Here is a 15,265-nt window from a genome sequence, read left to right on the forward strand (position 1 = left end):
GACCACAATACCGCTTTCGCGAGCAGGCTCGCTCCCACAAAGGATGGGGTGTTATTCAAAGGATATTGGAATAATCCGCTTCGATCCGGTCCAGGCTCAGGTGGTTCAAGAAGTTGGAGAAGCACATCCAGGCCGACAGCGCGTTCATGTCGCGAAATTGGTCGGGCAGGTACTTGGGCGGTACGACCAGGCCTTCATCCACTAACTGGCGCAACGTGCGCATGTCCTCCAGGGTGGTCTTGCCGCAGAACAGCAACGGCACCTGCTCCAGCTTGCCTTTGCGCACGGCCAGCTGAATATAGTTGTAAACCATGATGAAGCCCTTGAGGTAGGACAAGTCTTTGGTGAACGGCAGTCCGGTCGGCACCGAACCACGGAAAACCCGGCTGGCGTTGCCGTAGCTTTCGGCCATTTCAAAGCCCTGTTCACGGAAGAACTCGTAGACCTGCAGGAAATCGGCGCCCTCTTCCACCATATGAATGGCGCGGGTACGGTTGGTGAGCTTGCGCAAGCGACTCGGGTAGGACGCGAAGGTGATGATCTCCATCAGGATCGCCAGGCCTTCCTGAGTCACTGTCGACGAGGGCGGGCCCTTGGACAGGAAGGTGCAGATCGGCTGGTTCAGCCCGTTGAGGGTGGTGCCGACGTGCACCAGCCCTTCATGGACCTCCAGGGCGCGCACATCGCGCTCGTTGAACATCGCGTCGGTGCGGATCTTGATGTAGTCGGCGCCCGCCGCCGCGTCGGCCACGATCCCGTCGGACTCGAACACGCGGATGGTTTCCTCGGCTTCGCCGAACACCCGGTTGAGGCGATGCTGCAACAGGCTCACGGCTTCCTTGGCGCTGAGGACCTTGGGCTCGTCCTTCAGGTCGCCACGGCCATCGATGTTGTTCAGGTAATCGGACAGCATCAGCCCCAGGTCGGCCAGGGTCGGGTCACCGGCGTGGAAGGCGTCGGACGCCGCGCCATACAGCTCCTGGGAAATCAGCCCGAAGTCCTCGGTGCCGCGCGCTTCGAGCATGCGCACCACCATGCGGTATTCCTTGCACATGCGGCGCATGATCTGGCCAACCGGGTTGAACTGCCCGAGTTGGCGGGTGATGTCGCGCTCGATGTTCTGAAACTCCAGCTTCACTTTGCTGGAATCGAACGACAGCGGTCGGTTGAGATAATAGTCGCGGTCCACGGCGGGCATTTCCTTGCCCTTGGTCTTGAGAAAACCTTTGCGGATGTTCTCGTCCCACTTCACCGCGTCGAGGATTCGAATCGGCGTCTGCGCCAGCACAATGCGATCGGACAAGGTGCGTATCGTCTGCTGGTAATCGTCCACTCGGAACTCCTGTGAAAAAAACGTCCGCTTGTAGCAGTTATTGGGATTTGGCCAGTCGCTGATAGCGCACGGCTTCCGAGAACACGTCGGAATTGGCTGGGTCGTCGAGGTAGCTGAACACCTTGACCATGTCGCTGTCCACCAGCACGCCATCGCCCTCTTCGCTTGGGTTCGGCTGACCACTGAGGAGCTTCTGGCCGATGGCCTGGTTGATCTGTTCCATGTCCAGGTTGTAGACCACCAGTTCCTGTTTGTCGGTCAGTTCGAAACCGGCAATGACGAAATGTCCGCCATAGCGGGCCGGCACCTTGGCCGACAGGTACCAGCGGCTGCCGTGTCGGGAGACCGTCACGGGAATGGCTTCGCGTTCCCGGGGCTTGGCCCTGAAGTAGCTGATGGCCTGGTAGCGGTGCTTGCCGACTTGCGTCAGCTCCAGGTTCAACGGCTCGCCCCAGGCGTTGGTGCTGGTCCATTGGCCGAGCAGGCCCTTGGGCGCGGCTTCGCTGTCGGGCAACGGCGCCTTGAACGACACCAGGCACCCACTGAGCAGCAGCAACGACACGGCCAGAACAACGGCATGCCAGGCTTTCATTGGAACTCCCTATGGCTTCAGCGCTTTGTTTTTTGTGGCGAGGGAGCTTGCTCCCTCGCCACGGGGGACCTGTTGTACCCCAATAAGGGCTACACCGACGCCAGTACCAGGTGCATGTAGCGGGTCAGGATGCCGAGCATGTCTTCTTCAGCGACAGGCTCGGCGCCATTGAGCAAGCCCTGATATTCCATCCGACCGATAATCGCCGTCAACACTTTGGCATCCTGTTGCGGCTCGCGCGAGCCCAACACCTGGAAAAACTGACAGGTGCCATGGAGCAGGATTCGTTGATGAGAACGAACCAGTTCCGCCAGGCGTGGGTTGAGCAGCGCTTCCTGGCGAAAGGCCTGTTCGGCCATCAAATAGTCGCGACGACTCTGCAACTGATGCTGCACATAATCAGCGGTCATCCGCGCAATGTCGTCGGCCAATTGCGAGCGCGACTCGGCGCTGCCGTCCCCGTAGGCGACCATTTCACGCAGCAGCCCCTCGTTGTTGGTCCACAGCTTGGCCATGAACGCCGCGCTGCGCTCCACGTACTGGGCGAAGGTATCGGTGAGCAGGTCGTCGATGTCCTTGAAGTAGTAAGTGGTGGCCGACAGCGGCACGCCCGCTTCGGCGGCCACCGCGCGGTGTCGCACGGCCCGCACGCCATCGCGCACGACGATGCGCATGGCCGCGTCGAGAATGTCCTGGCGGCGCTGTTCACTGCCCTGTCGGCTGGCCTTGCGACCCTGGTACTGAACACTTTCAGCGACAGCAGTGGCGACGCCCGCTGCACCTTCTGGAGCCATTGCACGATTCACGACAGGTGTTTCCTCGCTATTTCAGAAGTAACCAATTGATACGTTTGTACCAGACAGGCAATAAAAAGCCGCCCATCGAGGCGGCTTTTTGATTCAGACCATTACGCTTGGGGCCGCATGTGCGGGAAGAGGATCACATCCCGGATCGACGGCGAGTTGGTCAGCAACATCACCAGGCGATCGATGCCGATGCCTTCACCTGCGGTCGGCGGCATGCCGTACTCCAAGGCGCGGACGAAGTCGGCGTCGTAGTGCATGGCTTCGTCGTCGCCCGCGTCCTTGTCGGCTACCTGGGCCATGAAGCGCTCGGCCTGGTCTTCCGCGTCATTGAGCTCGGAATAGGCGTTGGCGATTTCCCGGCCACCGATGAACAGCTCGAAGCGGTCGGTCACGCTTGGGTCTTCGTCGTTGCGACGGGCCAGCGGCGACACTTCGAACGGGTACTGGGTGATGAAGTGCGGCTGCTCCAGCTTGTGCTCCACCAGCTCTTCGAAAATCATCACCTGCAGCTTGCCCAGGCCTTCGAAGCCGAGCACCTTGGCGCCGGCCTTCTTGGCGATGGCACGGGCCTTGTCGATGTCCTGCAGATCGGCGGCGGTGATCTCAGGGTTGTACTTGAGGATCGAATCGAACACCGACAGGCGCACGAACGGCTCGCCGAAGTGGAACACTTTGTCGCCGTATGGCACATCGGTGCTGCCCAGGACCAACTGCGCCAGTTCGCGGAACAGTTCTTCGGTCAGGTCCATGTTGTCTTCGTAGTCAGCATAGGCCTGGTAGAACTCGAGCATGGTGAACTCGGGGTTGTGCCGGGTCGAAACGCCTTCGTTACGGAAGTTGCGGTTGATCTCGAACACTTTCTCGAAGCCGCCGACCACCAGGCGCTTGAGGTACAGCTCCGGGGCGATACGCAGGAACATTTCCATGTCCAGGGCGTTATGGTGGGTTTCGAACGGCTTGGCCGCCGCGCCGCCAGGGATGGTCTGGAGCATCGGCGTCTCGACTTCCAGGAAGTCACGCTTCATCAGGAAGCTGCGGATGTGGGCGATGACTTGCGAACGCACGCGGAAGGTCTGGCGCACGTCTTCGTTGACGATCAGGTCGACGTAGCGCTGGCGGTAACGTTGCTCGGTGTCGGTCAGGCCGTGGTGCTTGTCCGGCAGCGGGCGCAAGGACTTGGTCAGCAGGCGCACGCTGGTCATTTCGACGTACAGGTCGCCCTTGCCGGAGCGGGCCAGGGTGCCTTCGGCGGCGATGATGTCGCCCAGGTCCCAGGTCTTGACGGCGGCCAGGGTTTCTTCCGGCAGGGTCTTGCGGTTGACGTAGACCTGAATGCGCCCGGTCATGTCCTGGATCACCATGAACGAACCACGGTTGAGCATGATGCGACCGGCAACCTTGACCGCAATCGCCGCCTCGGCCAGCTCTTCCTTGGTCTTGTCTGCGTACTTCTTCTGCAGGACGTCGCAATACGCGTCGCGGCGGAAGTCGTTGGGGAAGGCCTGGCCCTTGGCGCGCTCGGCAGCAAGCTTTTCCTTGCGCAGGGCGATCAGGGAGTTTTCTTCCTGTTGCAGGGCTTGCGGGTCGAGTTCTAGGTCGCTCATGTCTTTAAGGATTCCATCACAGGTTCGTTGCCCCCGGCCCCGGGCCGGAGTTTGCGGGCAGGCCTCGCTTGCGTGCAAGCGTGCCTGCCCACCGCGTGGGTGTCGCGTTACAGCCCTTGCTTGAGGCTGGCGATCAGGTATTCATCGATGTCGCCATCAAGCACTTTGTCGCAGTCGCTGCGTTCGATGCTGGTACGCAAGTCCTTGATCCGCGAGGCGTCGAGCACGTACGAACGGATCTGGTGACCCCAGCCGATGTCGGACTTGGTGTCTTCCAGTGCCTGGGACGCGGCGTTGCGCTTCTGCACTTCCTGCTCGTACAAGCGGGCCCGCAACATCTTCATCGCGGTGTCTTTGTTGGCGTGCTGGGAACGTTCGTTCTGGCAACTCACCACCGTGTTGGTCGGTACGTGGGTAATCCGCACGGCCGAGTCGGTGGTGTTTACGTGCTGGCCACCGGCACCGGAGGAGCGGTAGGTGTCGATGCGCAGGTCGGCCGGGTTGATCTCGATTTCGATGTTGTCATCGATTTCCGGAGAGACGAATACCGCTGAGAACGAGGTGTGGCGCCGGTTGCCGGAGTCGAACGGGCTCTTGCGTACCAGGCGGTGCACGCCGATCTCGGTCCGCAGCCAACCAAAGGCGTATTCGCCCTTGATGTGCACGGTGGCGCCCTTGATCCCGGCGACTTCGCCGGCGGACAGTTCCATGATCGTGGCGTCGAAACCGCGTTTGTCAGCCCAGCGCAGGTACATGCGCAGCAGGATGTTGGCCCAGTCCTGGGCTTCGGTGCCGCCGGAACCGGCCTGGATGTCCAGGTAGGCGTTGTTCATGTCCATCTCGCCGCTGAACATGCGACGGAATTCCAGCTTGGCGAGGTTCTCGTCCAGGCGAGTCAGTTCGGCGACGACATCGCCGACCGCGCCTTCGTCGTTCTCTTCGACAGCCATGTCCAGCAGGTCGCGACAATCGGCCAGGCCGCTGGACAATTCGTCCAGGGTCTCGACGATCTGCGCCAGCGCAGAACGCTCGCGGCCCAGTTCCTGGGCGTAGGAAGGGTTGTTCCAGACATTCGGATCTTCAAGCTCGCGATTGACTTCGGTCAGGCGCTCATGCTTTTGATCGTAGTCAAAGATACCCCCGAATAGTTTCGGAGCGCTCGGACAGGTCCTTGATAGTGTTCAGGATCGGGTTGATTTCCATGGCGGGCAGCACTCGTTGGCGAACTTTTGAAAGCCGGCGAGTATAACGTAATCAAACGCCAGCGGCAGCCCGCCCGGCGGCTTTAGGGGCAATGAGATTCCGCGTACGGCCCCTGTGGCGAGGGAGCTTGCTCCCGCTGGGGCGCGCAGCGCCCCTGAAACCAGTTGGCTCGGTGTGTCAGGTTGACCGAGGGAGCCATTTTAGGGCTGCTGCGCAACCCAGCGCGATCAAGCTCCCTCGCCACGAAAAGCATCTTTCGCCGCAAACCTATTCCACCCCCACCCGATTGCCGGCCGGAAGGTCGGAGGATCAGCAGCGACGGCTGGGACTGATCCCGCAGCAACCCTCCACAGGTATAGTTTCAACTCTTCCAATTACTCTACGAACAGATCAGGCAGTCGCCTGGCGCACCTGCTTTTCCAGTTCCGCCTTCAACCCCGGCTCCAGCTTCAACTGCCGCGCCAGTTCGTCGAGGTAGGACTTTTCCATGAAATTCTCTTCGTCCACCAACATCACACTGGCGATGTACATCTCTGCGGCGATTTCCGGCGTGCTTGCGGCACGTGCCACGTCGGTGGGGTCCAGCGGTTTGTTGAGCTCGGCATGCAGCCAGTGTTGAAGCTCCTGGTCGTTATCGAGCTTGGTGAATTCGCCTTCGATCAACTGCCGCTCGCGGTCATCCACATGGCCGTCAGCCTTGGCCGCCGCGACCAGGGCCTTGAGGATCGCCTGGCTGTGTTGCTCGACTTGCGCCGCCGGCACGCGGTCCAGGGTCTGCGGCTCGGTTTTCGGCGCGTTGCCCTGTTGGGCCTGCCAATTGCCGTAAGCCTTGTAGGCAATCACGCCCAGGGCAGCCAGGCCACCATAAGCCAGCGCCTTGCCACCAAAATTGCGGGCTTTCTTGTTGCCCAGCAGCATGCCCATGGCGCTCGCCGCCAGCGCCCCGCCCCCCGCGCCGGACAGCATGCCGCCCAGGTTGCCGGAGCCGCCGAGCAACCCGCCCAGGCCGCTGGATGGCTTGCCTTGCGAACCGCCGGCCTTGTTCTGCAACATTTCCTGACCGGACTTGAGTAACTGATCGAGCAATCCACGGGTGTTCATTTGCCGCCTCCACGCATTCGGGTTAACCGGATCATAAGGCCCTCAGCCTAGAACGAAAGTGCCCTACTACCCTTGGTCACATTGCTTCGAGATGTTGCCTGGGCAACCAAAGTCTCGCCGGCAACATTCGATAAAAACGATATACACTTCAAGGTCTCGATAAATCCGATCTCAGGATGTGCGTCATGATGACCCTGCGCCAGATCCGTCATTTCATCGCAGTGGCCGAGACCGGCTCGATCTCCGCCGCCGCGCAGACCGCATTCATCTCCCAATCGACCTTGACCCTGGCAATCCAGCAACTGGAAGAGGAAATCGGCGTCAGCCTGTTCAACCGCCACGCGAAAGGCATGACGCTGACCCATCAGGGACACCAGTTCCTGCGCCAGGCCCATCTGATTCTCGCCACGGTCGATAACGCCAAGCGTAGCCTGCAGCAAAGCACCGACCAGGTGGCCGGCCAGATCACCATCGGCGTGACCAGCCTGGTCGCCGGTTACTACCTGGCGGATCTCCTGACCCGTTTCCAGCGCGCCTACCCCAATGTGGCAATCCGGGTTATGGAGGACGAACGTCCCTACATCGAACATCTGCTGGTCAGCGGTGAGATCGATGTCGGCGTGCTGATCCTCTCCAACCTGGAAGACCGCCACGCCCTGCAGACCGAAGTGCTGACCCACTCACCCCATCGCTTGTGGTTGCCGGCGCAGCATCCGCTGCTTGAAAACGACAGCATCCACCTGGCGGATGTCGCCCGGGAACAGCTGATCCAATTGAACGTCGATGAAATGGACCGCAACGCGCAACGCCTGTGGCGCGGCGCCGGCCTGCAACCGCAAATCACCCTCCGCACAGCCTCGACCGAAGCGGTACGCAGCCTGGTGGCGGCCGGCCTGGGTGTTTCGATCCAGCCGGACATGACCTACCGCCCCTGGTCGCTGGAAGGCGACATCATCGAGGCGCGCCCCATCGCCGACCTCAACCAGACGCTGGATGTCGGGCTGGCCTGGCGCCGGGGAACTGCACGCCCGGCCTCGGTCGACCCGTTCCTGGCGGTCGCTCGGGAACAATCCCATGGCGGACGCAAGCCATCGATTTAATCGAACGCAGCGTTGAGTATTTCGAATTTGTAGGCCTTGCGAGTGCGCACTAGTCTTGCTGAATCCTCAAGACTGCTGACAACTCGAGAAATAAAACATGGCTGGCACGCAAACCCCGTTGTGTACCGCGTTGTTGATCAACGGAGAATTGGCGGCCGGCGAGGGTTTTGTCGAGCCGATTCTCAACCCGGCCACGGGTGAAGTGGTTGCGCAAATCGCCGAGGGCAGTATCGAACAGGTCGAAGCCGCGATCCTCGCGGCTCATCACGCCTTCGGCGGCTGGTCACGTACCACGCCGCAACAACGCTCGAACCTGCTGCTGGAAATCGCCAGCGCCATCGAAAAAAATGCCGATCACCTGGCCCGTCTCGAATCCTTGAACTGCGGCAAGCCCTTGCACCTGGCTCGCCAGGATGACTTGAGCGCCACGGTGGATGTGTTCCGTTTCTTCGCCGGCGCGGTGCGCTGCCAGACCGGCCAGCTCAGCGGTGAATACCTGCCGGGCTACACCAGCATGGTGCGCCGCGACCCGATCGGCGTGGTGGCCTCCATCGCGCCGTGGAATTACCCCATCATGATGGCGGCCTGGAAGATCGCCCCGGCCCTGGCCGCTGGCAATACCTTGGTGTTCAAGCCTTCCGAGCACACGCCGCTGTCGATCCTGGCCCTGGCGCCAATACTGGCCGAGATCCTGCCGCCCGGCGTCATCAACATCATCTGCGGTGGCGGCGAAGGCGTCGGTAGCCATCTGGTCAGCCATCCGAAGGTGCGCATGGTCTCGCTGACCGGCGATATCGTCACCGGCCAGAAGATCCTTCAGGCGGCGGCGAAAACCCTCAAGCGCACGCATCTGGAACTGGGTGGCAAGGCCCCGGTGATTGTCTGTGACGACGCCGATCTCCAAGCGGTGATCGAGGGCGTGCGCACCTATGGTTATTACAACGCCGGACAGGATTGCACCGCCGCCTGCCGGATCTACGCCCAGGCCGGTATCCACGACCGGCTGGTGGCGGAACTCGGCGCGGCGGTCGGCAGCCTGCGCTTTGCCGGCAAGCGCGACGCCGACAATGAAATCGGTCCGCTGATCAGCGTGCGCCAGCGCGACCGTGTCGCCAGTTTTGTCGAGCGAGCCCTTGGCCAGCCGCACATCGAACGCATCACCGGTGCGGCGGTGCATTCCGGGGCCGGTTTCTACTATCAGCCGACGCTGCTGGCCGGCTGCAAGCAAAGCGATGAGATCGTCCAACGGGAAGTGTTCGGCCCGGTGGTCACCGTGACCCGCTTCGACGAGCTCAGCCAAGCGGTGGACTGGGCCAACGATTCGGAATATGGCCTGGCCTCCTCGGTATGGACCCAGAACCTGGACAAGGCGATGCAAGTGGCGGCACGGCTGCAATACGGCTGCACCTGGATCAACAGCCATTTCATGCTGGTCAGCGAGATGCCCCACGGCGGCTTGAAACGCTCGGGCTACGGCAAGGATCTGTCCAGCGATTCGCTCCAGGACTACAGCGTGGTGCGCCATATCATGGCCCGGCATGGCCGGGAGCTTTGAGCTGCGAGCTTTCAAGCCCTTCGCTGCCTTGCAGCTTGCGGCTCAAGGCTTGCAGCTAAGCTAAAACAATAACCAGCGACACGTTCTCAAAAAACTGCCCCGACCATAATTAAAGCAAGAGGGATTTCCATGTACGCGCACAAGACCGTATTGCTCAGTGCAATCACCACGGCGCTGCTGACCAGCGTCAGCGTCCAGGCCGCCGAACCGCTCAAGGCCATTGGTGCCGGCGAAGGCCAATTGGATATCGTCGCCTGGCCGGGCTACATCGAACGCGGTGAAAGCGACAAGGCCTATGACTGGGTCACCGGTTTCGAAAAGGAAACCGGCTGCAAGGTCAACGTGAAAACCGCCGCCACGTCCGATGAAATGGTCAGCCTGATGAGCAAGGGCGGCTATGACCTCGTCACTGCTTCGGGCGATGCCTCGTTGCGGCTGATTGCCGGCAAACGCGTGCAGCCGATCAACACCGCGCTGATCGCCAATTGGAAAAACCTCGACCCGCGCCTCAAAGACGCGCCGTGGTATGTGGTCAATCAACAGACCTACGGCACGCCCTACCAGTGGGGCCCAAACGTGTTGATGTACAACACCCAGGTATTCAAGCAGGCACCGACCAGTTGGAGCGTGCTGTTCGAAGCCCAGAACCTGCCCGACGGAAAGCCGAACAAGGGGCGCGTGCAAGCCTACGACGGCCCGATCTACATCGCCGACGCGGCGCTTTATCTCATGACCGCCAAACCTGAACTGGGTATCAAGGACCCGTACCAGCTCGACGAAACCCAGTACAAGGCTGTGCTCCAATTGCTACGGGCCCAGCAACCGTTGATTCACCGCTACTGGCATGACACCACCGTGCAGATGAGCGACTTCAAGAACGAAGGCGTGGTGGCGTCCGGCGCCTGGCCGTATCAGGTCAACGGTTTGATGAACGAGAAACAGCCAATCGCCTCGACCATTCCCAAAGAAGGCGCCACCGGCTGGGCCGACACCACCATGCTGCACGCCGAGGCCAAGCACCCCAACTGCGCCTACAAGTGGATGGATTGGTCGCTGCAACCGAAAGTCCAGGGTGACGTGGCCGCATGGTTCGGCTCCTTGCCTGCCGTGCCCGAGGCGTGCAAAGGCAGCGAACTGCTGGGCGCCGAAGGTTGCAAAACCAACGGCTTCGATCAGTTCGACAAGATCGCTTTCTGGAAAACGCCCCAGGCCGAGGGTGGCAAGTTCGTACCGTACAGCCGCTGGACCCAGGATTACATAGCGATCATGGGTGGGCGTTAACGCACTATCTCCGTGGCGAGGGAGCTTGCTCCCGCTGGATGGCGCAGCCATCCCAAAACCAGCCGATGCGGTGAAACAGGCAAGACCGCATCGGTCGGTTTTGGGCGTGCTTCGCCCGCCAGCGGGAGCAAGCTCCCTCGCCACGGGATTGCATTTCAATATTCATAGCGCCCCGTTTTGTGGAGCCCCGCACCATGACACTTGCAGTCCAGTTCACCCATGTGTCCCGTCAGTTCGGCGATGTGAAGGCCGTCGATCGGGTCTCCATCGACATCCAGGACGGCGAGTTCTTCTCCATGCTGGGCCCTTCCGGCTCCGGCAAGACCACCTGCCTGCGGCTGATCGCAGGCTTCGAGCAACCCAGCGCCGGTTCGATCCGTATCCACGGTGAAGAAGCCGTGGGTCTTGCGCCCTACCAGCGGGACGTGAATACGGTTTTCCAGGACTACGCCCTGTTCCCCCATATGAATGTGCGCGACAACGTGGCCTATGGCTTGAAAGTCAAAGGCGTCGCCAAGGCCGAGCGCATCAAGCGCGCCGACGAAGCCTTGGAGATGGTAGCCCTGGGCGGCTACGGCGAGCGCAAGCCGGTGCAACTTTCCGGCGGCCAGCGCCAGCGTGTCGCCCTGGCCCGTGCGTTGGTCAATCGCCCACGGGTATTGTTGCTGGACGAGCCGCTGGGCGCCCTCGACTTGAAGCTGCGTGAACAGATGCAAGGCGAACTGAAGAAGCTGCAACGGCAGCTGGGCATCACCTTCATTTTCGTTACTCATGACCAGACCGAAGCGTTGTCGATGTCCGATCGCGTGGCGGTGTTCAACAAGGGCCGCATTGAACAGGTCGATACGCCGCGCAACCTGTACATGAAACCGGCCACTACCTTCGTTGCCGAATTCGTCGGCACCTCCAACGTGATCCGCGGCGAACTGGCGCGACAACTGAGCGGTTATCCACAGCCGTTCTCGATTCGTCCGGAACACGTGCGTTTTGCCGAAGGACCGCTGGCGAGTCATGAAATAGAGGTCAATGGCCTGCTCCATGACATCCAGTACCAAGGCAGCGCGACACGCTACGAATTGAAGCTGGAAAACGGCCAGACCCTGAGCCTCAGCCAGGCCAACACCCAGTGGAGCGACAACGGCACCCGGCATCAGGCCGGCCAGCACCTGGCCGTGCGCTGGGCCCGCGAGGCGATGGTTGCCCTGCACGACACCGTCGGCAGCGAGGTCTGAGATGAGCACCCTGGCCATGGCTCAAACAGCGACGCACGGCTCGGCGTTGCGGCGCTTTTCGAATCTGCTGTACCGACGACCGAATCTGTATCTGTCGATGCTGCTGGTGCCTCCGCTGATCTGGTTCGGCGCGATCTACCTGGGTTCGTTGCTGACCCTGCTCTGGCAGGGCTTCTACACTTTCGACGACTTCACCATGGCGGTCACGCCGGACCTGACCCTGGCGAATTTTTCAGCACTGTTTCAGCCATCGAATTTCGACATCATCGCTCGCACCCTGACCATGGCGATTGCCGTGTCCATCGCGAGCGCCCTGGTTGCGTTCCCGATTGCCTATTACATGGCGCGCCACACCAGCGGCAAGACCAAGGCGTTCTTCTACATCGCGGTGATGCTGCCGATGTGGGCCAGCTATATCGTCAAGGCCTATGCCTGGACGCTGTTGCTGGCCAAAGGCGGCGTGGCGCAATGGTTCGTCCAGCACCTGGGCCTGGGGCCGCTGCTGCAATGGGCGCTGGAGATTCCCGGCGTGGGCGGCAGCACGTTGTCCACATCGCACTTGGGGCGCTTCCTGGTGTTCGTCTACATCTGGCTGCCGTTCATGATCCTGCCGATCCAGGCATCCCTGGAACGCCTGCCGCCGTCGCTGCTGCAGGCCTCGGCGGACCTGGGCGCCCGTCCACACCAGACATTCATGCAGGTGATCCTGCCGCTGTCGGTCCCAGGCATCGCGGCCGGCTCGATCTTCACCTTCTCGCTGACCCTGGGGGATTTCATCGTGCCGCAACTGGTGGGCCCGCCGGGCTACTTCGTCGGCAGCATGGTCTACGCCCAGCAAGGCGCCATCGGCAACATGCCCATGGCCGCGGCATTCACGCTGGTGCCCATCGTGCTGATCGCCATCTATCTTTCCATCGTCAAGCGACTGGGGGCTTTCGATGCACTCTGACTCTCGAGCGTCATGGGGCCTGCGCATCGCGGCATGGGGCGGGCTGGTGTTCCTGCACTTCCCGATCCTGATCATCTTCCTTTATGCCTTCAACACCGAAGACGCCGCGTTCAGCTTCCCGCCCAAGGGCCTGACGTTAAAATGGTTTAGCGTGGCCTTTTCGCGCCCGGACGTGCTGGAAGCGATCAAGTTGTCGTTGCAAGTGGCGGCTGTCGCCACGCTGATCGCCATGGTGCTCGGCACCCTGGCCTCGGCGGCGCTGTATCGCCGGGACTTCTTCGGCAAACAAGGCATTTCCCTGATGTTGATCCTGCCGATTGCCCTACCGGGGATCATCACCGGCATTGCGCTGTTGGCGACCTTCAAGAGCCTGGGCATCGAGCCGGGGATGTTCACCATCATCGTCGGCCACGCAACCTTCTGCGTGGTGATCGTCTACAACAACGTCATCGCCCGCCTGCGCCGCACGTCCCATAGTCTGATCGAAGCCTCGATGGACCTGGGCGCCGACGGCTGGCAGACCTTTCGCTACATCGTCCTGCCCAACCTGGGGTCGGCCCTGCTGGCCGGAGGGATGCTGGCGTTTGCCTTGTCGTTCGATGAAATCATCGTCACCACCTTCACCGCCGGCCACGAGCGCACCTTGCCGCTCTGGCTGCTCAACCAGCTCAGCCGCCCTCGCGACGTCCCAGTAACCAATGTGGTGGCGATGCTGGTGATGTTGGTCACGATGTTGCCGATCCTCGGCGCGTATTACCTGACCCGTGGTGGCGAAAGCGTGGCGGGGAGCGGTGGGAAATAGATTCGCCGCCAAGATGATTATCCCCTGTGGGGGCGAGCCTGCTCGCGATGACTGACCAGCGCTCAACACAGATGTCGGCTGCATGGACGCCTTCGCGAGCAGGCTCGCTCCCACAGAAAAGCACTAACGTTCAAGAGGACATGGACATGCAAACCAAACTGCTTATCAACGGCCACCTCGTCAACGGCGAGGGCCCTGGCCAGGCCGTTTTCAATCCGGCCCTGGGCCGGGTGCTGGTGGAAATCAACGAAGCCAGCGAGGCCCAGGTCGATGCCGCGGTCCGCGCTGCCGACAACGCCTTCGAATCCTGGTCGCAGGTGCCGCCCAAGGACCGTTCCCTGTTGCTGCTCAAGCTGGCGGACGCCATCGAGACCCATGGCGAGGAACTGGCGAAACTGGAATCGGATAACTGCGGCAAACCGTTCAACGCCGCGCTGAACGACGAAATCCCGGCAATCGCCGACGTGTTCCGCTTCTTTGCCGGCGCCAGTCGCTGCATGAACGGCTCGGCGGGCGGCGAATACCTGCCGGGCCACACCTCGATGATCCGTCGCGACCCGGTGGGCGTCATCGCGTCCATCGCACCGTGGAATTACCCGTTGATGATGGTTGCCTGGAAAATCGCCCCCGCCCTGGCCGCCGGCAACACGGTGGTGCTCAAGCCGTCGGAGCAGACGCCGCTGACAGCGTTGCGCATGGCGGAATTGGCATCAGAGATATTTCCGGCGGGCGTGCTCAACGTGATCTTCGGCCGCGGGCAAACCGTGGGCAACCCGCTGGTCACCCACCCGAAAGTGCGCATGGTATCCCTCACAGGCTCCATCGCCACTGGCTCGAACATCATTTCCAGTACCGCCGACAGCGTCAAACGCATGCACATGGAGTTGGGCGGCAAGGCCCCGGTGATCATTTTCGATGATGCCGACATCGACGCTGCGGTGGAAGGTATCCGCACCTTCGGCTTCTATAACGCTGGCCAGGATTGCACCGCCGCTTGCCGCATCTACGCCCAGCAAGGCATCTACGACAAGTTTGTCGAGAAACTCGGCGCCGCCGTCGCCAGCATCAAGTACGGTCTGCAGAACGAGCCCGACACCGAGATGGGGCCGCTGATCACTGCCCAGCATCGTGACCGAGTGGCCGCCTTCGTCGAGCGAGCCATCGCCCAGCCCCACATCCGCCTGGTCACCGGGGGCAAGGCGGTAGAAGGCAACGGTTTCTTTTTCGAACCGACAGTGCTGGCCGATGCCCAGCAGGATGACGAAATCGTCCGCCGCGAAGTCTTCGGCCCGGTGGTGTCCGTCACGCCGTTCCTTGATGAAGCGCAAGTGTTGGCCTGGGCCAACGATTCGGACTACGGACTGGCCTCATCGGTATGGACCACCGACATCGGCCGCGCCCATCGCCTCTCGGCGCGGCTGCAATACGGCTGCACCTGGGTGAATACCCACTTCATGCTGGTCAGCGAAATGCCCCATGGCGGTCAGAAACGTTCTGGCTACGGCAAGGACATGTCCATGTATGGGTTGGAGGATTACACGGTGGTGCGGCATGTGATGTTCAAGCACTGATGTAAAGACAACGTTGGCAACACATGCCCATGCCTGCCCCGCGTTCGTCCTGCTAAGGTTTTCGTCGATCGGTGCACGCCGCCGGTTGACGGAGATTCTGGCAGCGCCTAGGGTGTCTACAATGTATACATCCAGG

Annotated in this window: 13 protein-coding genes; 7 read left to right on the forward strand and 6 right to left on the reverse strand. The window is 61.4% G+C overall.

Annotation, left to right across the window (positions count from 1 at the left end; all coding sequences use genetic code 11):
• Positions 1-55 precede the first annotated feature (55 nt).
• The 6 genes from J3P76_RS20185 to J3P76_RS20210 all read right to left on the reverse strand — a co-directional run bounded on the left by J3P76_RS20185 (position 56) and on the right by J3P76_RS20210 (position 6,639).
• On the reverse strand, positions 56-1,333 hold the full coding sequence (locus tag J3P76_RS20185) for a flavohemoglobin expression-modulating QEGLA motif protein (RefSeq protein WP_420764206.1): 1,278 nt from the start codon (positions 1,331-1,333) through the stop codon (positions 56-58).
• Positions 1,334-1,370: 37 nt separating this feature from the next.
• Complete coding sequence (locus J3P76_RS20190) at positions 1,371-1,925, reverse strand: hypothetical protein (RefSeq protein ID WP_434562495.1); 555 nt, start codon at positions 1,923-1,925, stop codon at positions 1,371-1,373.
• 89 nt (positions 1,926-2,014) lie between these two features.
• The gene (locus tag J3P76_RS20195; protein ID WP_420764204.1) at positions 2,015-2,731 is read right to left on the reverse strand and encodes a TetR/AcrR family transcriptional regulator; all 717 of its coding nucleotides are present in this window, start codon (positions 2,729-2,731) and stop codon (positions 2,015-2,017) included.
• Between the two features lie 101 nt (positions 2,732-2,832).
• Entirely contained in the window at positions 2,833-4,335 is a 1,503-nt protein-coding gene (lysS, locus tag J3P76_RS20200) for a lysine--tRNA ligase (RefSeq protein WP_434609778.1), read from the reverse strand.
• Between the two features lie 107 nt (positions 4,336-4,442).
• A protein-coding gene (gene prfB / locus J3P76_RS20205) for a peptide chain release factor 2 (RefSeq protein WP_095963568.1) occupies positions 4,443-5,538 on the reverse strand; the annotation gives its coding sequence in 2 pieces (ribosomal slippage) (positions 4,443-5,465 and positions 5,467-5,538; 1,095 coding nt in all).
• A gap of 390 nt (positions 5,539-5,928) precedes the next feature.
• Complete coding sequence (locus tag J3P76_RS20210) at positions 5,929-6,639, reverse strand: tellurite resistance TerB family protein (protein ID WP_434609775.1); 711 nt, start codon at positions 6,637-6,639, stop codon at positions 5,929-5,931.
• 185 nt (positions 6,640-6,824) lie between these two features.
• On the opposite strand from J3P76_RS20210, the gene J3P76_RS20215 reads away from it, so the two are divergent.
• The 7 genes from J3P76_RS20215 (at position 6,825) to J3P76_RS20245 (ending at position 15,129) form a co-directional block, all read left to right on the forward strand.
• Positions 6,825-7,739, forward strand: a complete 915-nt coding sequence (locus J3P76_RS20215; RefSeq protein WP_420764201.1) for a LysR family transcriptional regulator — start codon at positions 6,825-6,827, stop codon at positions 7,737-7,739.
• Between the two features lie 97 nt (positions 7,740-7,836).
• The gene (locus J3P76_RS20220; RefSeq protein ID WP_420764200.1) at positions 7,837-9,294 is read left to right on the forward strand and encodes a gamma-aminobutyraldehyde dehydrogenase; all 1,458 of its coding nucleotides are present in this window, start codon (positions 7,837-7,839) and stop codon (positions 9,292-9,294) included.
• Between the two features lie 129 nt (positions 9,295-9,423).
• A complete protein-coding gene (gene ydcS / locus J3P76_RS20225; protein WP_420764199.1) occupies positions 9,424-10,575 on the forward strand; it encodes a putative ABC transporter substrate-binding protein YdcS in 1,152 nt (383 codons plus the stop codon).
• A 194-nt stretch (positions 10,576-10,769) separates the two neighbouring features.
• A complete protein-coding gene (locus tag J3P76_RS20230; protein WP_434609772.1) occupies positions 10,770-11,807 on the forward strand; it encodes an ABC transporter ATP-binding protein in 1,038 nt (345 codons plus the stop codon).
• Between the two features lies 1 nt (position 11,808).
• On the forward strand, positions 11,809-12,756 hold the full coding sequence (locus J3P76_RS20235; protein ID WP_434609770.1) for an ABC transporter permease: 948 nt from the start codon (positions 11,809-11,811) through the stop codon (positions 12,754-12,756).
• A complete protein-coding gene (locus tag J3P76_RS20240) occupies positions 12,746-13,558 on the forward strand; it encodes an ABC transporter permease (protein ID WP_434609768.1) in 813 nt (270 codons plus the stop codon). Before J3P76_RS20235 ends, J3P76_RS20240 begins: the two co-directional genes overlap by 11 nt.
• A 146-nt stretch (positions 13,559-13,704) precedes the next feature.
• Positions 13,705-15,129, forward strand: a complete 1,425-nt coding sequence (locus J3P76_RS20245) for a gamma-aminobutyraldehyde dehydrogenase (protein WP_434562487.1) — start codon at positions 13,705-13,707, stop codon at positions 15,127-15,129.
• The last annotated feature ends 136 nt before the right edge of the window (positions 15,130-15,265 follow it).

Source organism: Pseudomonas sp. D1-36 (assembly GCF_051132205.1).
GTDB lineage: Bacteria > Pseudomonadota > Gammaproteobacteria > Pseudomonadales > Pseudomonadaceae > Aquipseudomonas.